Below are 21142 nucleotides of genomic sequence, written 5' to 3'. Positions count from 1 at the left end.
TTGATGCAATCGTATGCAATGGCTATGCCAAGGGAAAACTTTTTCTGCGAATTGCCCCTGCGACGACAAGTCCTTGTGATGACGCACGGGCGAAATCGGCCCCCTGCCTATTCTGGCATCAAGATTGCAGGTTTGGTCCCAGATCCCCCTGGAGCTTTGGGCCATGCGTATTCGTCTATCGACCTGTCTCGCCGTGCTTGCATTGGCGGTGTCCGTAATCACGGCGCACGCCGAAACGGTGGTGCGTTACGGCATCTCGATGGCGGATATTCCACTCACCACTGGCCAGCCAGATCGTGGCGCCGGCGCCTATCAGTTCACGGCCTATACGATCTACGATCCGCTGGTGGCCTGGGAAATGGAGGTCGCCGACCGCCCCGGCAAGCTGGTGCCGGGCCTCGCCACCGAATGGAAGGTGGACGACGCCGACAAGACGAAGTGGCGCTTCGCCCTGCGCAAGGGCGTGAAGTTTCACGACGGCAGCGATTTCAACGCCGATGCGGTGATCTGGAATCTCGACAAGGTGCTCAACGACAAGGCGCCGCAATTCGACAAGCGGCAGAGCGCGCAGGTCAAGACCCGCCTTCCCTCCGTCGCCAGCTACGCCAAGATCGACGACTTCACCGTGGAGATCACCACCAAGACGGTGGATTCCTTCTTCCCCTATCAGATGCTGTGGTTCCTGGTCTCGAGCCCGGCGCAATATGAGAAGCTCGGGAAGGATTGGGACAAGTTCGCCAGCCAGCCCTCCGGAACCGGCCCGTTCAAGCTGACGAAGCTGGTGCCGCGCGAGCTCGCCGAGCTCAGCAAAAATCCGGACTACTGGAACAAGAAGCGCATTCCCAAGGCCGACAAGATCGTGCTGGTGCCGATGCCGGAAGCGCTGACGCGCACCAATGCGCTTCTCGCCGGCCAGGTCGACCTGATCGAGACGCCGGCCCCGGATGCCGTGCCGCAGCTGAAGGCGGCGGGCATGAAGCTGGTCGACAACGTCACGCCGCATGTGTGGAATTATCACCTCAGCGTGCTGCCGGGCTCGCCCTGGACCGACATCCGCCTGCGCAAGGCGCTGAATCTTGCGATCAACCGCGACGAAGTCGTCGGGCTGATGAACGGCCTCGCCAAGCCCGCCAAGGGCCAGGTCGACCCGTCGAGCCCGTGGTTCGGCAAGCCCAGCTTCGAGCTGAAATATGATCTCGCCGCCGCCAAGAAGCTGGTGGAGGAAGCGGGCTATTCCAAAGCAAAGCCGCTGAAGACCACCTTCATCATCGCGCAAGGCGGCACCGGCCAGATGCTGTCGTTGCCGATGAACGAATTCCTGCAGCAGAGCTTCAAGGAGATCGGCATCGAGATCGACTTCAAGGTGGTCGAGCTGGAGACGCTCTATACGCATTGGCGCAAGGGCGCCGCCGACGAGATGAACGCCGGCATCACCTCCAACAACATCGCCTATGTCACCTCGGATCCGCTCTACGCCATCGTCCGCTTCTTCCATTCGGGCCAGATCGCGCCGGTTGGCGTCAATTGGGGCGGCTACAAGAACCCGAAGGTCGACGCGCTGATCGACGAGGCCAAGCAGACTTTCGATAGTACCAAGCAGGACCAATTGCTGGCGCAGGCGCATGCGCAGATCGTGGACGATGCCACGCTGGTGTGGGTCGTCCACGACACCAACCCGCACGCGCTGTCACCGAAGATCAAGCAGTTCGTGCAGGCGCAGCACTGGTTCCAGGACCTGACGACGATCGGGGTGGAGTGAGCAACACGCAAGGGTGGGCACGGCGCTTTGCGCCTTTGCCCACCCTTGGTGCATGCTCAGCGCGCGCGATCACCGCCCCTTGGTCGGGATCTTGTTGTACGGCACGTCCTTGTCGACGCGGATGTCGCCCGGCAGGCCGAGCACGCGCTCGGCGATGATGTTGCGCAGGATCTCGTCGGTGCCGCCGGCGATGCGCATCGAGGGCGAGGACAGCAGCATCTGCTGGAATTGGCCCTGGGCCGTTTCCTCGTCATTTCCGGTGAGAACACCGGCCGCGCCCTGCAGGTCCATGGCGTAAGTCGCGATGTCCTGCAGCATCATGCCCGAGACCAGCTTTCCGATCGAATTCTCCGGGCCCGGCCGCTCGCCTTTCGACAGCGCCGAGATGGTGCGGTAGCTGGTGTACTTCAGTCCGTTGGATTTTGCTGCCCAGGTCGCCAGCTTGGAGCGCACGGCGGGATCGTCAATGGCGAGGCCATCCTCCAGCATCAGGTTCGAGCAGAACTCGAACATCTCGGGCACGCCGGTCGCGAGCCGCGCGCCGATCGACATGCGCTCGTTCATCAGCGTGGTCAGCGAGACGTTCCAGCCGTCGCCGACGGCGCCCAGCCGCTGGCTGTCGGAGATCACCACATCGGTGAAATAGACCTCGTTGAACTCCTGCATGCCGTTGGCCTGCTTGATCGGCCGCACCTCGACGCCGGGACTCTTCATGTCCAGGAAGAACATGGTGAGGCCCTTGTGCTTGGGCACGTTCGGATCGGTGCGCGCGATCAAGAGACCATAGTCGGAATAATGCGCGCCCGAGGTCCAGATCTTCTGGCCGTTGACGACCCAATTGTCACCCTTCTTTTCGGCGCGGGTACGAAGCCCTGCGACGTCGGAGCCGGCAGACGGCTCGGAGAACAGCTGGCACCAGATCTCCTCGCCCGATGCGAGCTTCGGCAAGTACCGCCGCTTGGCCTCCTCGCTGCCGAACGCCATTACGGTCGGGCCGCACATGCCCTCGCCGATCTGGAACGGCTGCGTCAGCTTGCCGTAGACGCCCTCCTCCTGCTGCCAGATCACCTTCTCGATCGGCGTCGCGCCGCGGCCGCCATACTCCTTCGGCCAGTGCAGGCAGGCCCAATTGCCCTCGAACTTCTTCTTCTGCCAGGCCTTGCCGACATCGACGATGTCGCGATTGGCAAGGCGGATGCGGCCGAGCGAGGACTTTGACAGCTCGGCCTGCAATTCCTTCGGCGCATTGGCCTCGATCCATTTGCGCGCGGTCTCGCGGAATGCGGCTTCCTGCGGGGTGTCGTCGAAATTCATGGCGGACCTCTACCCTCTTCCCTTCGTCGGGATCTTGTTGAACGGCACGTCCTTGTCGACGCGGATGTCGCCGGGCAGGCCCAGCACCCGTTCGGCGATGATGTTGCGCATGATCTCGTCGGTGCCGCCCTCGACGCGTGTACCCGGCGCACGCAGCAGCATGGCCTGGAAACGGCCGGCCAGCTCGCCATCCTCGCCGCTGACGATTCCGGACGCGCCCTGCAGATCGAGCGCATAGGTCGCGACGTCCTGGATCATGGAGCCGGCCACCAGCTTGCCGATGGAGTTCTCCGGTCCCGGGCGTTCGCCCCTCGACAGCGCCGAGATCGCGCGCATGCTGGTGTATTTCAGTCCGCTTGCCTTCACCGCCCAGTTCGCCAGCTTGGATCGCACCGCGCGATCCTCGATCGCCGGGCCGTCGTCGAGCATCAAGCTGGAGCAGTACTCGAACAATTCGGGGAAGCCGGTCGATACGGCCGCGCCGATCGCACTGCGCTCGTTCATCAGCGTGGTCAGCGACACGTTCCAGCCGTCACCGACCTCGCCGAGGCGCTGATGGTCGGGGATGCGGACATTGGTGAAATAGACCTCGTTGAAATCCGAGGCACCGCTCGCCTGCTTGATCGGCCGCACCTCGACGCCGGGGCTCTTCATGTCCAGGAAGAACATGGTGAGGCCCTTGTGCTTGGGCACGGTCGGATCAGTGCGCGTGAGCAGGATGCCGTAGTCTGAATAATGTGCACCCGAGGTCCAGATCTTCTGGCCGTTGATGATCCAGTCGTCGCCGTCCTTCTCGGCGCGCGTGCGCAGGCCCGCGACGTCCGAGCCGCCGGCGGGCTCGGAGAACAGCTGGCACCAGACCTTCTCGCCGGAGGCGAGCGGCGGCAGATAGGTACGCTTATGCTCCTCGCGCGCGAACGCCATCATGGTCGGCCCGCACATGCCGTGACCGATGATGAACATGCGGGACAGCTGGCCGAACGGCCCCTCCTCCTGCTGCCAGATCACGCGCTCGATCGGCGAGGCGCCACGCCCGCCATATTCCTTCGGCCAGTGCAGGCAGGCCCAGCCGGCGTCGGCCTTTTTCTTCTGCCACGCCTTCGCCACTTCGAGAATGTTGGCGTTCTTGAGCACGGTGCGGCCGAGCGAGGATTTGCGCAGCTCCTCCTCGTATTGCTTGGGTGCGTTGGCGTTGATCCAGGCGCGGGCGGTGGCGCGGAATTCGGCTTCCTGCGGGGTGTCGTCGAAGTTCATCTTGCTTCTCTGTTTGTCCGTAGGGTGGATTAGCCGGAGGCGTAATCCACCAATTTTGTCGAGCACTGCCGGTCGGTGGTGGGTTACGCCTTCGGCTAACCCACCCTACGCACCTGTCGTTACGCTGCGTTCTTCTTCCGCATCCGATCGATCAGCTGATCTTCCCAATAAGTGAGGCTGCCGAGCCCGAGCGCCATCGCGTTGGCGCGGCGATAGTACATGTGGCAGTCGAATTCCCAGGTGAAGCCCATGCCGCCATGGACCTGGATGTTGTTCTTGGCGCAGTGCTGGAACGCTTGCGTCGCGCTGATGCGCGCGGCGGCGGCGGCTTCCGGCAGTTCGGCCGCATTGGTCGAGAGCGCCCAGGCGCCGTAATAGCTGTTGGAGCGCGCCAGCGTCGCCGAGACGTACATGTCGGCGAGCATGTGCTTGACCGCCTGGAATGAGCCGATCTGCCGGCCGAAGGCGATGCGGTCCAGCGCGTAGTCGCGGCCCATCTCCAGCGCGCGATCGGCGCCGCCGACCTGCTCGAACGCGCACAGCACCGCGGCGCGGTCGAGCACCTGGGTGAGGATGCTCCAGCCGTCGCCCGCAGCTCCGAGCGGCTCGGCTTTGGCGTCCTTGAAGGTGATCTCGGCCTGTCCGCGGGTCGGATCGAGGTTGGTGAGGCTCTTCACATCGACGCCGCCGGCCTTGAGATCGACCAGGAACAGCGAGATGTCATCGTCGCGCCCACTCGATCCCGTGCGCGCGGCGACCACCGCAAAATCGGCAATCGCACCGTCGGCGACCGGCTTCTTGACGCCGTTGAGCACGCCGTTCGCAGCCGTCAGCTTGACGTTCTTCGGCGACGGGTTGCCCTTGCCCTCGAACAGCGCCAGCGTGCCGATGGCCTCGCCGGAAGCAATCGCCGGCAGCCATTTCTTCTTCTGCGCGTCACTGCCGGCGATCAGCAGCGCTTCGGCGGCGAGGTACACGGTCGAGGAAAACGGCACCGGCGCGTTGGCCCGGCCCATTTCTTCCGCGATTACGCACAGCTCGAGATGACCGGCGCCGGCGCCGCCGAACTCCTCGGGAATCGCGACGCCGAGGAAGCCCATCTCGGCGAGGCCTTTCCACAGCTCCTTGTCGTAAGGCGCCTTGCCGTCGAGCACGACACGCACCGCCTTGGGCGAGCATTTCTCGGCGAGGAACTTGCGCGCCTGGTCGCGGAGCTGTTTTTGGTCGTCGGAGAAATCGAAGTTCATGGCGGGCTTACCTCTTATTCGTTGTCATTTATTGCCGTCATTCCGGGGCGCCGCGCAGCGGCGAACCCGGAATCCATTTCGCCACGCATATGCGGCCCGATGGATTCCGGGCTCGCGCTGCGCGCGCCCCGGAATGACGAATGGAGCGAGTGTCGTCTTCATTTCAGCACGATCACATCCTGATCCGGCTTGTCCGCATAGAGCCGCTCCACCAGCGCCGCGCGGCGTTCCAGGCCGGCGCGCTGGTTGATGTAGCCCTTGTCGGTGAGCTCGTTGCCGTCGATCGAGGGCGGCTCGACCATCAGCATCGCGCGCGCGATGATACGGCTGCTGGCCCCTTCGCATTCACGGTTGTGGGCTTCCAGGCCGCGCCTGAAGCAAGCGATCACCTCGGGATGCTTCACAGCATCCGCAAAGCTGAGATCGGGATTGCCGACCAGCTGGCGGCAGGCGTGCAGGTTCGGCCAGGCCAGGAGGCCGATGAAGGGACGGTCCTGCCCCGCGACCAGCGCGTCGTGCACCACGGGCGTGGCGGCCGCGATCGCATCGGTCCGCAGCGAGCCGACATGTACGAATGTGCCCGTGGTGAGCTTGAAGTCCTCCACCACGCGGCCGGCAAAGATGATGCCTTGCACCGGATCGGAATCGTCGACGAAGACGCCGGCATCGCCGATGCAATAAAAACCTTCCTCGTCGAACATCTTCTTCGTCAGCTCAGGCTGGCCGAAATAGCCGGGCGTGACATTGACGCCGCGCAGGCGCAATTCGTATTTCGAGCCGCACGGCACCATCTTCAACTCGACGCCGGGGAACGGCAGGCCGATCAGGCCGACGCGCTCGGTGTCCCAATAGGTGCCGGTCGAGGTCGGCGCGGTCTCGGTCGAACCCCAGCCGGTGTAGAACACGATGCGCTCGCCTGTCGTCTTCACCGCCAGCGCCTGCATGCGGTTGTAGAGATCGTCGGGCAGACGCGCGCCGCCATAGGCCATGATCGAGAGATTCTTGAAGAAGGAACGGCAGAGCGCGTCGTCCTTCTCCATGGCCGCTGCCAGCGCGGCATAGCCGGCCGGCACGTTGGCATAATAGGTCGGCGAGATCTCGCGCAGATTGCGCAGCGTCTCCTCGAACTGGCCCGGCATCGGCCTTCCGTCGTCGATATAGAGCGTGCCGCCGTCGACCAGGATCGGGTGGAACGCGGCATTGCCGCCCATGGTGTGGTTCCAGGGCATCCAGTCCAGCATGGTCGAGATCGGCCCGTTCGGATCGCGCGGCCGCACTTGCATCATCATCGCTGCATTGGCGCACATCATCTCCTGCGTGTTGATGACGGCTTTGGGCATGCCGGTCGAGCCTGATGTGAACAGCAGCTTGCCGATGGTCTGCGGCGTGATCTTCGCGATCGACGCGTCGACGTCGGCTGTGACAGGCGTTGCCGCGAACTCGGCGAAGCTGACGCTCTTGATGCCCTGGCAGGGCCGCGCGACGTGAACCACGGTGACGCCGCTGAGGTCGAGCGCCTTCAGCGCCTTCTCGAAGGTCGGTCCGTCCTGCACCATCAGTACGGCCGGCTTGATCAGGTCGAACAGGTACTTGAGCTTGACGTGGTCGTGGCTCATCAACGAGTAGGCCGGCGATACCGGCGCTGCCGGAACGCGCGCCTGCATCGCGGCCTGCGTCATCAGCGCATGCTCGATCGAATTGCCGGAGAGGATCATGACGGGCCGGCCCTTGAGCTCGAGATTGAGCAGGCCTTGCGTCAGCGCGTCCACGATACGCTTGGCTTCGCCATAGGACACCTTGCGCCATTCGCGGTTCGGGCCGCCGCGCTGCGCCAGCCAGATGCGCTCGGGTGCTTCCTTGGCCCATTTCGCCAGCGAGGCCGGGATGTGCTTCTCATGAGGCTGCAGCGGAATGCGCGACTTCAGCACCACCGTGCCGTCGCCGCGACGCTCGACGTCGATGTCGCGCGCGAGCCACTGGACCTTGCGAAAGGCGGGCTTCGTCATCACTGCCGCCGCGCTTCCACTCATTTTGCGTCTCCCGGAATTACTGTCCTTTGCGGATCTTCATCGTTCAGCGCCTGATATAGACAGGCTTTCGCTTCTCAAGGAAGGCCCTGATGCCTTCCGAAAACTCTTCCGAGCGGCTGCACAGGACCTGGTTGCGATCCTCCATCGCGATCACAGCTTCCAGCGAGCCGGCATCGACGCTCATGTTGAGGCATTCCTTGGATAGCCGCAGGCCCACGGGCGAGGCCGTCATCATCGCCTCGACATAAGGCGCGGCCGCGTCATCGAGCTTGTCCTCGTCCACGACCTCCGAGACGAGGCCGACCGCGAGCGCGCGCTCCGCTCCGATGAAGCGCCCGGTGAGGATCAGCTCGGATGCGACGGAGACGCCGACGAGGCGCGGCAGAAAATAGCTGGTGCCGATATCGCAGCCGCCGAGCCCGAGCTTGATGAAAGCGCAATTCATCCGCGCCGATCTCGTCGCGATGCGGATGTCGGAGGCCAGCGCCAGCGCGAAGCCGCCGCCGGCAGCCGCGCCCTGCACCAGCGCCAGGATCGGCTGCGGACAGCGCCGCATCAGCATCACGATGTCGGCGATGCGCCGCTGCGAATCCAGCGACTCCGTGACACCGGGTGGCTCCTGCTGCCCGGCCCGGCGCGCCATCGCAGCTTTGAGATCGAGGCCGGCGCAGAAATTCTTGCCGGCGCCCTTGAGCACGACGACGCGGGTGTCGCGATTGCGCTGCAGGCCCTGGAAATAATCGTTGAGCGCATCGATCAGCGCGGGATCGAGCGCGTTGAGGTGCTCGGGCCGATTGAGCGTCACCCGGTCGACGCCATCGTCATGCTCGATCAGCAGCGGTTGGGACATGGGGGCCTCGCACTTGCCGCGAGTCGCGGCGCCGATTGCTGCGCCCTCCCCTTGCGGGAGAGGGCATGTAAATCGCTAGCCGCACAATCGCTTGTGTGAGGGGTCTGCCTCCACAGATGAGATTGTGGAGACAACCCCTCATCCGGCGCCGTAGCCGAAGCTTCGCTTCGGCGTTCTTAAGAACGGCGGCCTAAGGCCGCCTATGCCACCTTCTCCCACAAGGGGAGAAGGAAGAACGAACCGCCTATCGCGGCGCCATGCGGATCGCACCGTCGAGGCGGATGGTCTCGCCGTTCAGCATCGGGTTTTCGACGATGTGCACCGCGAGCATGCCGTATTCGTTGGCATCGCCGAGACGCGAGGGATGCGGCACCTGGGCGCCCAGGCTCTTGCGGGCCTCTTCGTTCAGGCCCATCAGCAGCGGCGTGAAGAACAGGCCGGGCGCAATGGTGTTGACGCGGATCTTCTGGCTGGCGAGATCGCGCGCGGCCGGCAGCGTCAGGCCGACGACGCCACCCTTCGAGGCCGAATAAGCGATCTGGCCGATCTGGCCTTCGTAGGCGGCAACCGAGGCCGTGTTGATGATGACGCCGCGCTCTTCGCCGATCGGCTCCGCAGTAACGAGGCGCTCGGCGAACAGCCGCAGGCAGTTGAAGGTGCCGATCAGATTGACGTTGATGATGCGTGCGAACTTTTCGAGCGGATAGACACCGTCGCGGCCGACGATGCGCTGCGAGCCGCCGATGCCGGCGCAGTTCATCAGCACGCGGGCGACGCCGTGTGCGGCTTCCGCCTTCGCAATCGCAGCCTTGATCTGCTCCTCGCTGGTGACGTCGGCATGCAGCGCGACGCCCTTCACCTCAGCGGCGACCTTCTCGGCGTTTTCCTTGCTCTGATCGATCACGCCGATCTTGGCGCCCTTGGCCGCCATGGCGCGGGCGGTCGCGGCACCAAGGCCCGAGCCACCGCCGGTGATGAGAACGGCTACGTCTTTTAATTGCATCGCTTGTACCTTTCCTTGAGCGTTTCTTCTCTAGACTTGTCACGTGTCGGCCGGACTATCCGGCCGCAGCGGCTTCCCCGGCTTGCGTGAGGATGCCGCCGCAGATCAGCGTTTCCATGTGCTTGATGTATTGCCGGCAGACATCGTCAGTGACCGGGCCGACGCCGGTGGCGCGGGACATCGCGTGCCGGCCGAAGAACAGGTGATCGCAGGCACCGATCAGGCTGGTGTAGAACAGTACCGGATCAGTCGGGCGGAATTCGCCGCGGCTGACGCCTTCCGCCAGCAGGCGGCGATGGAAGTCCAGCAGCGGGGCAACGAAGAATTTCGAGACTTCGTCGGCAGAGCTCGCGCTGGTTTCGTGCAAGAGATAGTGGATCAGCCGGTTCATGTAGGGGAACCGGTGATAGGCACGGATGATGCCGGCGATGTGCAGCTTCAGCTTCGCTGTCGACGTGATCGGCTGTGCCAGCAGATATTCGAGATTGGTCATCTCGGTCGCGGCATCCCGCGCCAGCAGCGCCAGCAGCAGGCCGTCCTTGTTTCCGAAGTGATATTTGACCAGGGCCGCGTTGGCGCCCGACTTCTGCGCAATATCGGACAGCGAGATCTCGATCGAGGAGCGTTCGATCATCAGCTCGCTCGCGGCCACCAGCAATTTCTCTGCCGTGGAATTTTTCCCGCTGGGGAGCCTGTTCGGTACGCTGGTCGCCACGGAGATCCCTGTTTGGCCGCTGGAAGCGGGGCGCAGATAAGCGCAAGCAGCGCCTCATCACAAGAGTTAATTGATCGATTGACTAAACGATGATCCGACCCTTAAATCCGCCCGACAACCCACCCAATAAAGAATTCAGGGAGAGACCGACATGGCCGAGGCTTACATCGTCGCCGCTGCGCGCACCGCCGGCGGGCGCAAGGGGGGCCGTCTCGCCGGCTGGCATCCGGCCGATCTCGCCGCGAAGGTGCTGGACGAGCTGGTCGACCGCACCAAGGTCGACCCGGCCCAGGTCGAGGACGTGATCATGGGCTGCGTGATGCAGGTCGGCGAACAGTCCAACAATGTCGCGCGCAACGCGATCATGGCCTCGAAGCTTCCGGAGAGTGTGCCAGGCACCTCGATTGATCGTCAGTGCGGCTCCTCGCAGCAGGCGCTGCACTTCGCCGCGCAGGCGGTGATGTCGGGTGCGATGGACGTCGTGATCGCGGCCGGGGTGGAGTCGATGACGCGGGTGCCGATGGGCCTGTCGTCGCAGCTTCCGGCCAAGAATGGCTTTGGCAATTACAAGAGCCCGGGCATCGAGAAGAAGTATCCGAATATCGTGTTCAGCCAGTTCACCGGCGCCGAGATGATGGCCGAGAAGTACGGCCTCTCCAAGGATGAGCTCGACGAATATTCTTACCAGAGCCATCAGCGCGCGATCGCGGCGACGCAAGGAGGTCACTTCAAGAAGGAGATCGTGCCGCTCGAGATCACCCGTGCCGACGGCAGCAAGGACACCCACCACATCGACGAAGGCATCCGCTTCGACGTCACGCTCGACGGCATCAAGGGCGTCAAGCTGATCGCCGAGAACGGCAAGCTGACCGCGGCCAGCGCCAGCCAGATCTGCGACGGCGCCTCCGGCGTCATGGTGGTGAACGAGAAGGGCCTGAAGCAGCTCGGCGTCAAGCCGCTCGCCCGCATCCATCACATGACCATGACGGGCGGCGATCCCGTAATCATGCTCGATGCTCCCCTGCACGCCACCAAGCGCGCGCTGGAGAAGGCCGGCATGAAGATCAGCGACATCGACCTGTTCGAGGTCAACGAGGCCTTCGCCTCGGTTCCGACCGCCTGGCTGAAGACCACCGGCGCCGACCCGGAGCGTCTCAACGTCAACGGCGGCGCCATCGCGCTCGGCCATCCGCTCGGCGGCTCCGGCACCAAGCTGATGACGACGCTGGTCCACGCGCTGCACCAGCGCGGCAAGCGCTATGGCCTGCAGACCATGTGCGAAGGCGGCGGCATGGCGAATGTGACGATCGTGGAGCGGCTGTAAGAAGAACAAAAGCGAGTAGCGAGTGGCGAGTAGCGAATGGTGAGTAGGCGAAGAGCGGTTTGCCCTTCTTCCCTATTCGCCACTCGCTACTCGCCATTTCACGTTTTGAGGAAACGCCATGACCCACCCCTGTATCCACGCCAAGACGACGCCCGACAAGATCGCCTACCAGATGGCCGGGACCGGTAAGGCGATCACCTATCGCGAGCTCGACGAGCTCTCGAACCAGGGCGCGCATCTGTTCCGCTCGCTTGGCCTCAAGGCCGGCGACCACATTGCGCTGTTGATGGAGAACCGCCTCGCCTTCATGGAGCTGTGCTGGGCGGCACAGCGCAGCGGGCTCTATTACACCGCGATCAGCCGCTACCTGAAGCAGGACGAGATCGATTACATCATCGCCGATTGCGGCGCCAAGGTCGTGATCACGACGCCGAAATGCGCCGACCAGATCAAGGGCCTGATCAAGGGCGCGCCCGGCGAGCCGATCTTCTACATGATGGACGAGCCGCTGCCCGGCTTCCGCTCCTACGACAAGGAAGCCGCCGCGCAGCCGACGACGCCGATCGCCGACGAGGTCGCCGGCTACGACATGCTGTATTCGTCGGGCACCACCGGGCGCCCTAAGGGAATCAAGAAGGCTTTCGAAGGCAACAGGATCGACGTGCCGAACGCCTTCCTCCGCGTGCTCTGCGCCGACATGTGCGGCATGAATGCGGAGAGCACCTATCTGTCGCCGGCGCCGCTCTATCATGCGGCACCCCTGCGCTTCAACATGATGGCGATCGTGCTCGGCGGCACCTCCATCATCATGGAGCATTTCGACGCCGAAGAGTTCCTGAAGCTGGTCGAGAAGTACAAGGTGACACAATCGCAGCTGGTGCCGACCATGTTCGTGCGCATGCTGAAGCTGCCGGACGAGGTGCGCACGAGGTACGACGTCTCCACCCTGAAGGGCGCGATCCACGCCGCCGCGCCCTGCCCCATCGACGTCAAGGCCAAGATGATCGAATGGTGGGGGCCGATCCTGATCGAGTATTACGCCGGGTCTGAAGGCAATGGCGTCACCGTCTGCAACTCGCAGCAATGGCTGGAGCATCGCGGCAGCGTCGGCCGCGCCGTGGTCGGCAAGATCAAGATTCTCGACGAGAACGACGAGGAGCAGCCGGTCGGTGAGATCGGCACGGTCTATTTCGCCGACGCGCCCGCCTTCACCTATCACAACGACCCCGAGAAGACGAAGAAGGCCTACAACGCCAAGGGATGGTCGACGCTCGGCGATGTCGGCTATCTCGACAAGGACGGCTTCCTCTATCTCACCGACCGCAAGTCCTACATGATCATCTCCGGCGGCGTGAACATCTATCCGCAGGAGACTGAGGACGTGCTGATCACCCACCCTGAGGTCGCCGACGTCGCGGTGTTCGGCGTGCCGAACGAGGAGATGGGCGAAGAGGTCAAGGCGGTGGTGCAGCCGCACGACATGAGCCGCGCCGGCAAGGCGCTGGAGGCCGATTTGATCGCCTATTGCAAGAGCCGCCTCTCCGCCATCAAGTGCCCGCGCTCGGTCGATTTCGAAGCCGAGCTGCCGCGCACGCCGACCGGCAAGCTGGTGAAACGGCATTTGCGTGATCGGTATTGGCCGAAGACGGCGACGAAGATTTAGGGCGAGCGGCCGCTCTCAACACCGTCATGCCCGGGCTTGTCCCGGGCATCCACGTTCTTTGTACCGCAAAGGAACACGTGGATGCCCGGGTCAAGCCCGGCCATGACGCCGAGCAAGCTTTGGTATCTTCAATCGAACAAGCTCGGCGTGTGGTTCACCAGCGCGCCTTCGATCTCCAGCATCTTCAGCTTCGTGACCACGCCGCCATTCGCCGAGAAGCCGCCGGGCTTGTTGCCCGCGGCGAGCACGCGATGGCAGGGCACGACGATCGGGCACGGGTTGCGGCCGAGCGCCTGACCGACGTCGCGCGACAGCTGGACGCCACCGAGCTGCTTGGCGATGTCGCCATAGGTGACGGTCTTGCCGGGCGGAATCGCGCGGGCGATGTCGTAGACGCCGCGGTTGAATTCGGGCACGCCGTCGAGATCGAGCGGGATGTCGGTGAGATCATCCGGCTCGCCGGCGAGCAGTTTCGTCATGCGGTCGATCGCCTGTTGCACCTCGGCGGTCGGCTCGGTCTCAACGGCGTCGGCATGACGCTGGCTGATGCGGGTGCGGATCTTCTGCTCGCCGCCCATCGGCAATTGCGTGCCGTTGATGCCCCGCGGGCCCCAGGCGATGGCGCACAGGCCGATCCTTGTGTCGAACAGGGCAAAATGCTGGTCGGTCATGTCTAGGTTCCTGGCTCGCTTCCGTTGCAGGCCCCCACTTTGATGTCGTGCCAAATCTAGGCTTGGAAATAGTTGCGATCCACCCGGTTTCCGGGAATCTTGCACAGGCGTTCCAATCCTCTCCCGAGTCCATCATGCAGAGCCTCCACGTCAACGGTTACGACATGCCCTATCTCGACGTGGGCGAAGACAGGGGCCGTCCGCCTCTGGTCTGCGTGCATGGATCGCTGAATGACTTCCGCGTCTGGGGCTGCGTGCTGGGGCCGCTGACGCAGCGGCACCGGGTGATCGCCGTCAGCCTGCGGCACTTCTTCCCGGAGCGCTGGGACGGCGTCGGTGACACCTATTCGATCGCCCAGCATGTCGAGGACGTCATCGCCTTCATCGACAAGCTCGATGTGGGACCGGTCGATTTGATGGGCCATTCCCGCGGCGGGCATATCTGCTTCCGCGTGGCGCAGCAGCGGCCCGATCTCTTGCGACGGCTGATCCTGGCCGAGCCCGGGGGCGAGCTCGATGCGAGCCTTGATCCGGACTACGTCGGCGGCCCCTCGCCGCTGCTGGCGCGCTTCACGGCCTCGGCCGAGAAGATCGCGGCCGGCGATGTCGACGGCGGGCTCGCCGTCTTCGTTGACACGCTGGAAGGCCCAGGCACCTGGCCGCGATTGCCCGCGATGGTGAAGCAGAACCTGCGCGACAATGCCTATACCCTGATCGGCCAGGTCCGCGACAGCCGCCCGCCGTTCTCGAAGGCGGATGCGGAGGCGATCAAGATGCCGACGCTGTTCATCCTGGGCGCGCGGACCAAGGGCCTCTTGCCGAAAGTGCTGCATGCGCTGGCCGCGCATGTGCCTTATTCCAAGACGGCGATCATCCCGAACGCGACGCATCCGATGTTCGAGCAGGCGCCGCAGAAATTCTCCGAAGTGGTTTTGGATTTTCTGGCGAGCTGACCATGCAAAGCTTCCGCGTCAACGGTTACGACATGGCCTATCTCGAAGTCGGTGAGGGTCCGCCGCTGGTCTGCGTGCACGGCACACTCGGCGACTTCCGCACCTGGTATTCCGTGCTCGGTCCGCTGTCGAAATCCCATCGCGTGATCGCGGTCAGCCTGCGGCACTTCTTTCCCGAGCATTGGGACGCCGTCGGCGAGGACTACAAGATGGCGCAGCATGTCGCCGACACGATTGCCTTCATCGCGCAGGTCAGGCCCGGCCCCGTCGACCTGATGGGCCATTCGCGCGGCGGACACATCGCCTTTCGCGTGGCGCAGGCGCGGCCTGATCTGTTGCACAAGCTGGTGCTGGCCGAGCCCGGCGGCGATCTCGACCCATCCCTGCCTGTGCCCGAAGGCACGCCCGCGCATCCGTCGCTGGCGGCCCGCACGGCGCGATCGGTCGAGATGATCCGCGGCGGCGACCTCGAGGGCGCGGTGCGGAATTTCTACGAAGGCATCGAGGGCGACGGTTCCTGGCGGCGCGTGCCGGCTGCGGCCAAGCAACAACTCCGCGACAACGCGCTCACCTTCCTTGGCCAGATCAACGAGCAGCGCCGGCCCTACACCCTCAGCGATGCGCAGGCGATCAGGACGCCGACGCTGCTGATCGGCGGCGGCGCCACCACCGGCAGCCTGTCGGTGATGTGGCGCGTGCTGGCCGCGCACATCGCGGGCGCCGAGACGGCAGTGATCGCGAACGCCGGCCACTGGATGTTCGAGCAGGCGCCGCTCGAGTTCGGCGAGGTGGTGAGCAGATTCCTGACGGAGTAGCTCACACCTTCCACACGCCGACCGGCATCTTGATCGTCGCGTTCAGGCGGTTCCAGACGTTGATCGTCGCGATCGCAACGATCAGCGTGGCGAGCTCGCGCTCGTCGAAGTGCTTGGCGGCTTCGTTCCAGATCGCATCGGGCACCGGATCCTCGCGATCGGCGAGGCGCGTGACGGCTTCGGTCAGGGCCAGCGCGGCGCGCTCGGCGTCGGTGAAGTAGGGTGCCTCGCGCCAGGCGGATACGGCGAACAAGCGCTCGTCGGTCTCACCCAGTCTGCGGGCGACCTTCGGGTGCATATCGACGCACACGCTGCAACCATTGATCTGGCTGGCGCGCAGGTGCACCAGTTCGAGGAGCCTTTCCGGCAGACCCTGCTTTGTCAGGTTGCCGAGGGACTGAAGGACATTCATGGCCTCCGGCAGGACCATGACAGGGTGTTTCATGCGGGCGTGCATCATGTTGCGTCTCCATCTGTCGAATTTCGAAGGTTCCGGTCACATCGGCCGGATTGGCTTCGTCATGGGCATGACGGATCGCGACGAGGGAATGTGACCGATGACTGGAGAAAATTTTCTGACTGAACAGTTCGAGGCGAGCAGGGACCATTTGCGTGCGGTCGCCTACCGCATGCTGGGCTCGCGCGCCGAGGTCGACGATGCCGTGCAGGAGGCTTGGCTGCGGGTCAGCCGCTACGACCTGTCCGACATCGCGAATTTGCGCGGCTGGCTGACCACGGTCGTGGCGCGCATCTGCCTCGACATGCTGCGCGCCCGGAAGTCGCGTCGCGAGGATCCGATGGGTCCGCACGTACCCGAGCCGGTCGACGACACCCGCGAGCGAGAGGCGGAGATGGCCGATTCCGTCGGCGCGGCACTGCTGGTCGTGCTGGAAACGCTGCAGCCCGCGGAGCGGCTCGCCTTCGTGCTGCACGACATGTTCGCCGTTCCGTTCGAGGAGATCGCGCCGATCGTCGGCCGTTCGGTCGATGCCTCGCGGCAGCTGGCGAGCCGCGCCCGGCGGCGCGTGCAGGGCGCGCCGGTGCCAGAGACGGATCGGACGCAGCAGCGAAGGATCGTCGATGCATTTCTTAAAGCGTCGCGCGAGGGCAATTTCGAAGGGCTACTCGCGGTGCTGGATCCCGACGTGGTATTCCGCGCCGATCGGGCGGCGGTGCGGCTCGGCTCGCTGGCGGAGGTGCGCGGCGCCGAGGCTGTCGCGCAGCTCTACAAGGGCCGCGCCCGGACGGCGCGCACGGCGCTGGTCGATGGTGAGTTGGGTGCTGCCGTCATCCTCGGCGGACAGCTGCGCATTGCCCTGCGCGTGACGTTCGTGGGCGAGCGGATCGGGGCGATCGAGGCGGTGGCCGATGCGGACGACATCGCCACGATGGAGGTGGAGGTGCTGGATGGGTCAGATCCGGACCCGTTGTCGCGAAAACAACCCCATGCACAGTAGACGGACTCAGGAAATTCAACAGCTTACCCGGGTGACGTGAAGCCCTTGGGATCGCCCGAGATACGGCTTGACGCTCCACCTCGCCGAGCGTAAGTTCGAATACGGAATTCCGTATTCTGAGATGGCTTGGAGCTGCCGGCGTGATCCCTCTCGACCCGCTCCCGAACTTGATCGACCAGGTCTATGCGCGGATCCTGGAGGCGATCTCCGACCGCACGCTTCGGCCCGGCCAGCGCATCCGGCAGAACGAGCTCGCCGATCGGCTCGGCGTGTCGCGCCAGCCGGTGTCGCATGCGCTGCATCTGTTGCATCGGCAGGGCCTGGTCGCCGAGAGCGGCCGCCGCGGCTTTGAAGTGACACAGCTCGATCCCGCGCGCATCCGTCAGCTCTACGAGGTGCGCGGCGCCATCGATGCGCTGGCGGCCGGGCTGGCCGCTCAGCGCGCGGCCAGCGACGCAGCGGGACGCGCGCGACTGGAGGCAGCGCTCGCCGCCGGGCGCCGCAGCGACCGCGACACCACGCTATCCGAGCTCATCACCCTCGATGTCGATTTTCACCGCGCGATCTATCAGCTCGCCGGCAATCCCGTGATCGAGGAGACCACGGCGCCGCAATGGCCGCACATGCGTCGCTCGATGGCGACGGTGCTCTCCGAGCTCGATTATCGCGCCAGCGCCTGGGCGGAGCATGCCGATATTGCCGCGCACATTTTCAGCGGCAACGCGAAAGCGGCCGAACGCGCCGCGCTCGCGCACGCGCAGACGGCGGGACGGATGACCGAGGAGAGATTGCGGGCGACGGAAGAGGCGGCGGCGTAGCGATTGCCACCGTCATTCCGGGGCGATGCGTAAGCATCGAGCCCGGAATCCATCGGGCGGCAGAGACTGCGGGGAAAATGGATTCCGGGCTCGCGACTTCGTCGCGCCCCGGAATGACAAAAACAAACAAAACCAAGGAGGACGACCCATGAAACTGTCTCAGGAGCAATTGGAGTTCTTCCACCGCGAGGGCTGGCTGTTCCTGCCCGAGCTGTTCGCCCAAGAGGAGGTCGACCTGCTCGCGCGCGAGGCGGTCGCCATCTATGAGGCCAACCGGCCGGAGGTCTGGCGCGAGAAGAGCGGAGCGCCGCGCACGGCCTTTGCCGCGCATCTCTACAACGAGGCGTTCGCGATCCTCGGCGCGCATCCGCGCATGATCGAGCCGGTCGAGCAATTGTTCGGCGAGCCCGTCTACATGCACCAGTTCAAGATCAACGCCAAGTCGGCCTTCACCGGCGACGTCTGGCAATGGCACCAGGATTACGGCACCTGGAAGCGCGATGACGGCATGCCGGAGCCGCGGGCGATGAACATCGCGATCTTCCTCGACGAGGTGATGCCGATCAACGGCCCCCTGATGCTGGTGCCGCGCAGCCAGAACGCCGGCGATCTCGAGGCTTCGCACGATCTTGCCACCACCTCTTATCCGCTATGGACGCTGGACGAGGATACGGTGACGCGCCTCGTCAAGCAGGGCGGCATCGTCGCGCCCACCGGCAAGCCCGGCGGCATGCTGATGTTCCACGGCAATCTCGTGCACGGCTCCAGCGGCAACATCACGCCCTATCCGCGCAAGATCGTGTACCTAACGCTGAATGCGGTCTCGAACCATATCCGCACACCGACACGACCGGATTACATCGCCCATCGCGATTTCACGCCGATCAAGACGGTGGACGACGATGCGCTGCTGCGGTTGGCGCGGGCACCACGGCAGGCGGCGGAGTAACCTGTCATTCCGGGGCGACGCGGAGCGTCGAGCCCGGAATCCATCGGGCCGCAGTGCTTGTGGAGAAATGGATTCCGGGCTCGCGCTTCGCGCGCCCCGGAATGACGAAGTTTGACAGTGTCACCTGACAGCCATAGCGATCTCGGACCCCCCATGAACCTCTTCCGCCTCCTGCAAGCCCGCGCATCCGCCGGCAAGCCCGTCCGTGTCGCGCTGATCGGCGCCGGCAAGTTCGGCTCGATGTTCCTCGCACAGGTGCCGCACACGCCGGGGCTGGAGGTGCCCATCATCGTCGACATCGACCGCGACCGGGCCCGCGAGGCCTGCCGGACCGTCGGCTGGGATGCCGAACGCATCGCCGCGACCGTGTTCACCGATGACGGCGCGCGCGCCATTGCCGGCGACGCCATGGACGTGGTGGTAGAGGCGACCGGCAATCCCGCCGTCGGCATTGCCCACGCGCGCGCCGCGATCGTGGCGGGCAAGCATATCGTGATGGTCAATGTCGAAGCCGACGTGCTGGCGGGCCCGCTGCTCGCCGACGAAGCGCGCAAAGCCGGCGTGGTCTATTCGCTCGCCTATGGCGACCAGCCGGCGCTGACGGCGGAGATGGTCGATTGGGCCCGCGCCACCGGATTTCACGTCATTGCCGCCGGCAAGGGCACGAAGTACCTGCCGGCCTATCACGACGTGACGCCCGACGGTGTCTGGCAGCATTACGGCCTGACCGCGAGCGAAGCGCAGTCGGCCGGCATGAATCCGCAGATGTTCAACTCGTTCCTCGACGGCACCAAATCGGCGATCGAGATGGCCGCGATCGCCAATGCCTGCGGCCTCGACGTGCCCGCGGACGGCCTGGCGTTTCCGCCGTGCGGCGTCGATGATCTGCCGCACATCATGCGGCCGCGCTCGCGCGGCGGTGTGCTGGAGCGATCCGGTGTCGTCGAAGTCGTCTCCTCGCTCGAGCGCGACGGCCGGCCGGTGTTTCGCGACCTGCGCTGGGGCGTCTATGTGGTACTGGAGGCGCCCAACGACTATGCCGCCGATTGCTTCAGGCAATACGGCCTCAAGACCGATGGGAGCGGACGCTATGCCGCGATGTACAAGCCCTACCATCTGATCGGGCTCGAGCTGAACATCTCGGTGCTGTCGGCCGCGCTGCGGGGCGAGCCCACCGGGCAGCCTTACGGCTTTCGCGGCGACGTCGCCGCCGTGGCCAAACGTAACTTGCGTGCCGGGGAGATGCTCGACGGCGAAGGCGGCTACACGGTATGGGGCAAGCTGATACCGGCGGCCGCGAGCCTCAGGGCTGGGGCCCTGCCGATCGGGCTCGCACATCGCCTCAAGCTTAAGCACGACGTCGCCCATGGCACGTTGGTACGCTGGAGCGATGTCGAATTCGACCCGGGCAACGAAACGGTGAAGGCGCGCAAGGCCATGGAAGCCGCATTCGCGCCGCAGCATTGATCGGCTTGGCAGGCGCACAACCAAAGCGAGCTTGATTTGCTGTTCCCCTTTGGTCATGCTGCCTGCGATCCGGGAACATTGAATTTCGGACACCAAGAAACGTCGGCCACCGGCGAAAGATGAAGCGGCGTCAAGACCGCGATCCCTCGTCGAGGACACGACACCGCAGGAGGGAAACGCATGGAACGTCGTAAATTTCTGAAGGCAGGCGGACTGGGCCTTGCCGCAAGCGCAATTGCAGCGCCGGCTGTCGCACAATCAATGCCCGAGGTGAAATGGCGGCTGGCGGCGAGCTGGCCGAAATCACTGGATACGCTCTACGGCGGCTGCGAGTATTTCTGCAAGCGGGTCGCGGAGATCACCGACAACAGATTCCAGATCCAACCCTTCGCGGCCGGCGAAATCGTCGGGGGCCTGCAAGTGCTCGATGCCGTGTCCAACGGCACCGTCGAAATGGGCAACACCGCGCTCTACTATTATTGGGGCAAGAATCCGGCATTCACCTTCGGCACCTCGCTGCCGTTCGGCCTCAATACGCGTCAGCACATTTCCTGGCTGATATGGGGCGGCGGTCAGGACATGCTCAATGATCTCTTGAAAGAGCACAACGCGATCGGCGTGCCGACCGGCTCGACCGGGGCTCAGATGGGCGGCTGGTTCCGCAAGGAGATCAAGACCGTCGATGATCTCAAGGGCCTGAAATTCCGGGTTGGCGGCTTCGCCGGCACCATTGTCGCAAAGGTCGGGGGCGTGCCGCAACAGATCGCGGCCGGCGACATCTATCCCGCGCTGGAGAAAGGGACGATCGACGCTGCCGAGTGGGTCGGTCCGTATGACGACGAGAAGCTCGGCT

General features: G+C 64.5%; 19 protein-coding genes (1 of these 19 cut by a window edge). 10 read left to right on the top strand and 9 right to left on the bottom strand.

Annotated elements, in window-relative coordinates; translation table 11 throughout:
- Window positions 1-163: 163 nt before the first annotated feature.
- Window positions 164-1759, top strand: coding sequence for an ABC transporter substrate-binding protein (locus I6F09_RS07455; protein ID WP_225187780.1), 1596 nt, complete (start codon window positions 164-166; stop codon window positions 1757-1759).
- Window positions 1760-1828: 69 nt separating this feature from the next.
- On the opposite strand, the gene I6F09_RS07450 is transcribed toward I6F09_RS07455, so the two are convergent.
- The 7 genes from I6F09_RS07450 to I6F09_RS07420 all read right to left on the bottom strand — a co-directional run bounded on the left by I6F09_RS07450 (window position 1829) and on the right by I6F09_RS07420 (window position 10091).
- Complete coding sequence (locus I6F09_RS07450) at window positions 1829-3073, bottom strand: acyl-CoA dehydrogenase (RefSeq protein WP_225187779.1); 1245 nt, start codon at window positions 3071-3073, stop codon at window positions 1829-1831.
- 9 nt (window positions 3074-3082) lie between these two features.
- Window positions 3083-4327, bottom strand: coding sequence for an acyl-CoA dehydrogenase (locus I6F09_RS07445; RefSeq protein ID WP_225187778.1), 1245 nt, complete (start codon window positions 4325-4327; stop codon window positions 3083-3085).
- Between the two features lie 119 nt (window positions 4328-4446).
- On the bottom strand, window positions 4447-5574 hold the full coding sequence (locus I6F09_RS07440; RefSeq protein ID WP_225129034.1) for an acyl-CoA dehydrogenase family protein: 1128 nt from the start codon (window positions 5572-5574) through the stop codon (window positions 4447-4449).
- 158 nt (window positions 5575-5732) lie between these two features.
- Window positions 5733-7604, bottom strand: coding sequence for an AMP-binding protein (locus I6F09_RS07435; protein WP_225187777.1), 1872 nt, complete (start codon window positions 7602-7604; stop codon window positions 5733-5735).
- A gap of 43 nt (window positions 7605-7647) precedes the next feature.
- Window positions 7648-8454 carry an enoyl-CoA hydratase-related protein gene (locus tag I6F09_RS07430; RefSeq protein ID WP_225187776.1) on the bottom strand — a complete coding sequence of 269 codons (807 nt, stop codon included), beginning with the start codon at window positions 8452-8454 and terminating at the stop codon, window positions 7648-7650.
- A 244-nt stretch (window positions 8455-8698) separates the two neighbouring features.
- Entirely contained in the window at window positions 8699-9457 is a 759-nt protein-coding gene (locus I6F09_RS07425) for an SDR family NAD(P)-dependent oxidoreductase (protein WP_024337318.1), read from the bottom strand.
- Between the two features lie 55 nt (window positions 9458-9512).
- Window positions 9513-10091 carry a TetR family transcriptional regulator gene (locus I6F09_RS07420; protein ID WP_244608878.1) on the bottom strand — a complete coding sequence of 193 codons (579 nt, stop codon included), beginning with the start codon at window positions 10089-10091 and terminating at the stop codon, window positions 9513-9515.
- 232 nt (window positions 10092-10323) lie between these two features.
- Between I6F09_RS07420 and I6F09_RS07415 the strand changes: the two genes are divergently transcribed.
- Both I6F09_RS07415 and I6F09_RS07410 read left to right on the top strand, forming a co-directional pair.
- The gene (locus I6F09_RS07415; protein ID WP_225187775.1) at window positions 10324-11496 is read left to right on the top strand and encodes an acetyl-CoA C-acetyltransferase; all 1173 of its coding nucleotides are present in this window, start codon (window positions 10324-10326) and stop codon (window positions 11494-11496) included.
- A 118-nt stretch (window positions 11497-11614) separates the two neighbouring features.
- Entirely contained in the window at window positions 11615-13159 is a 1545-nt protein-coding gene (locus I6F09_RS07410; RefSeq protein WP_225187774.1) for an acyl-CoA synthetase, read from the top strand.
- A gap of 128 nt (window positions 13160-13287) precedes the next feature.
- Here I6F09_RS07410 and I6F09_RS07405 read toward each other — a convergent pair whose 3' ends face one another.
- The gene (locus I6F09_RS07405; RefSeq protein ID WP_036020854.1) at window positions 13288-13830 is read right to left on the bottom strand and encodes a methylated-DNA--[protein]-cysteine S-methyltransferase; all 543 of its coding nucleotides are present in this window, start codon (window positions 13828-13830) and stop codon (window positions 13288-13290) included.
- A gap of 134 nt (window positions 13831-13964) precedes the next feature.
- Here I6F09_RS07405 and I6F09_RS07400 point away from each other — a divergent pair, with 134 nt between their 5' ends.
- On the top strand, window positions 13965-14783 hold the full coding sequence (locus I6F09_RS07400; RefSeq protein WP_225187773.1) for an alpha/beta hydrolase: 819 nt from the start codon (window positions 13965-13967) through the stop codon (window positions 14781-14783).
- A gap of 2 nt (window positions 14784-14785) precedes the next feature.
- The gene (locus I6F09_RS07395; protein ID WP_225187772.1) at window positions 14786-15598 is read left to right on the top strand and encodes an alpha/beta hydrolase; all 813 of its coding nucleotides are present in this window, start codon (window positions 14786-14788) and stop codon (window positions 15596-15598) included.
- A gap of 1 nt (window position 15599) precedes the next feature.
- Here the strand turns inward: I6F09_RS07395 and I6F09_RS07390 are convergent, their stop codons facing one another.
- Window positions 15600-16055, bottom strand: coding sequence for a carboxymuconolactone decarboxylase family protein (locus tag I6F09_RS07390; RefSeq protein WP_109145603.1), 456 nt, complete (start codon window positions 16053-16055; stop codon window positions 15600-15602).
- Window positions 16056-16155: 100 nt separating this feature from the next.
- Between I6F09_RS07390 and I6F09_RS07385 the strand changes: the two genes are divergently transcribed.
- The 5 genes from I6F09_RS07385 to dctP form a co-directional block, all read left to right on the top strand.
- Entirely contained in the window at window positions 16156-17055 is a 900-nt protein-coding gene (locus tag I6F09_RS07385; RefSeq protein ID WP_225137620.1) for a sigma-70 family RNA polymerase sigma factor, read from the top strand.
- Window positions 17056-17195: 140 nt separating this feature from the next.
- Window positions 17196-17873 (top strand): GntR family transcriptional regulator, encoded by a 678-nt coding sequence (locus tag I6F09_RS07380; RefSeq protein WP_225187771.1) that lies wholly within the window; start codon window positions 17196-17198, stop codon window positions 17871-17873.
- Window positions 17874-18021: 148 nt separating this feature from the next.
- A complete protein-coding gene (locus I6F09_RS07375) occupies window positions 18022-18822 on the top strand; it encodes a phytanoyl-CoA dioxygenase family protein (protein ID WP_225137625.1) in 801 nt (266 codons plus the stop codon).
- Window positions 18823-18975: 153 nt separating this feature from the next.
- Complete coding sequence (locus tag I6F09_RS07370) at window positions 18976-20289, top strand: Gfo/Idh/MocA family oxidoreductase (protein WP_225187770.1); 1314 nt, start codon at window positions 18976-18978, stop codon at window positions 20287-20289.
- 180 nt (window positions 20290-20469) lie between these two features.
- On the top strand, window positions 20470-21142 hold the 5' portion of the coding sequence (gene dctP, locus I6F09_RS07365; RefSeq protein WP_035996972.1) for a TRAP transporter substrate-binding protein DctP. Its footprint extends 416 nt past the window's final position; only the first 673 of its 1089 coding nucleotides appear in the window; it begins with the start codon at window positions 20470-20472; its stop codon lies beyond the right edge, outside the window.

The sequence above is a fragment of the Bradyrhizobium sp. IC3195 genome, assembly GCF_020193585.1.
Taxonomy (GTDB): domain Bacteria; phylum Pseudomonadota; class Alphaproteobacteria; order Rhizobiales; family Xanthobacteraceae; genus Bradyrhizobium; species Bradyrhizobium yuanmingense.
The sequence above is the reverse complement of the archived record's forward strand: the minus strand, read 5'-3'. Positions and strand labels throughout refer to the sequence as shown.

What these genes read in the sequence shown, in the direction of transcription:
- I6F09_RS07370 (WP_225187770.1), top strand. Translation starts at nt 18,976, where the DNA reads ATGAACCTCTTCCGCCTCCTGCAAGCCCGCGCATCCGCCGGCAAGCCC.
- I6F09_RS07385 (WP_225137620.1), top strand. Translation starts at nt 16,156, where the DNA reads ATGACTGGAGAAAATTTTCTGACTGAACAGTTCGAGGCGAGCAGGGAC.
- I6F09_RS07400 (WP_225187773.1), top strand. Translation starts at nt 13,965, where the DNA reads ATGCAGAGCCTCCACGTCAACGGTTACGACATGCCCTATCTCGACGTG.
- I6F09_RS07440 (WP_225129034.1), bottom strand. Translation starts at nt 5,574, where the DNA reads ATGAACTTCGATTTCTCCGACGACCAAAAACAGCTCCGCGACCAGGCG.
- I6F09_RS07375 (WP_225137625.1), top strand. Translation starts at nt 18,022, where the DNA reads ATGAAACTGTCTCAGGAGCAATTGGAGTTCTTCCACCGCGAGGGCTGG.
- I6F09_RS07395 (WP_225187772.1), top strand. Translation starts at nt 14,786, where the DNA reads ATGCAAAGCTTCCGCGTCAACGGTTACGACATGGCCTATCTCGAAGTC.
- I6F09_RS07410 (WP_225187774.1), top strand. Translation starts at nt 11,615, where the DNA reads ATGACCCACCCCTGTATCCACGCCAAGACGACGCCCGACAAGATCGCC.
- I6F09_RS07445 (WP_225187778.1), bottom strand. Translation starts at nt 4,327, where the DNA reads ATGAACTTCGACGACACCCCGCAGGAAGCCGAATTCCGCGCCACCGCC.
- I6F09_RS07425 (WP_024337318.1), bottom strand. Translation starts at nt 9,457, where the DNA reads ATGCAATTAAAAGACGTAGCCGTTCTCATCACCGGCGGTGGCTCGGGC.
- I6F09_RS07450 (WP_225187779.1), bottom strand. Translation starts at nt 3,073, where the DNA reads ATGAATTTCGACGACACCCCGCAGGAAGCCGCATTCCGCGAGACCGCG.
- I6F09_RS07430 (WP_225187776.1), bottom strand. Translation starts at nt 8,454, where the DNA reads ATGTCCCAACCGCTGCTGATCGAGCATGACGATGGCGTCGACCGGGTG.
- I6F09_RS07435 (WP_225187777.1), bottom strand. Translation starts at nt 7,604, where the DNA reads ATGAGTGGAAGCGCGGCGGCAGTGATGACGAAGCCCGCCTTTCGCAAG.
- I6F09_RS07420 (WP_244608878.1), bottom strand. Translation starts at nt 10,091, where the DNA reads ATGATCGAACGCTCCTCGATCGAGATCTCGCTGTCCGATATTGCGCAG.
- I6F09_RS07415 (WP_225187775.1), top strand. Translation starts at nt 10,324, where the DNA reads ATGGCCGAGGCTTACATCGTCGCCGCTGCGCGCACCGCCGGCGGGCGC.
- I6F09_RS07455 (WP_225187780.1), top strand. Translation starts at nt 164, where the DNA reads ATGCGTATTCGTCTATCGACCTGTCTCGCCGTGCTTGCATTGGCGGTG.
- I6F09_RS07405 (WP_036020854.1), bottom strand. Translation starts at nt 13,830, where the DNA reads ATGACCGACCAGCATTTTGCCCTGTTCGACACAAGGATCGGCCTGTGC.
- I6F09_RS07390 (WP_109145603.1), bottom strand. Translation starts at nt 16,055, where the DNA reads ATGCACGCCCGCATGAAACACCCTGTCATGGTCCTGCCGGAGGCCATG.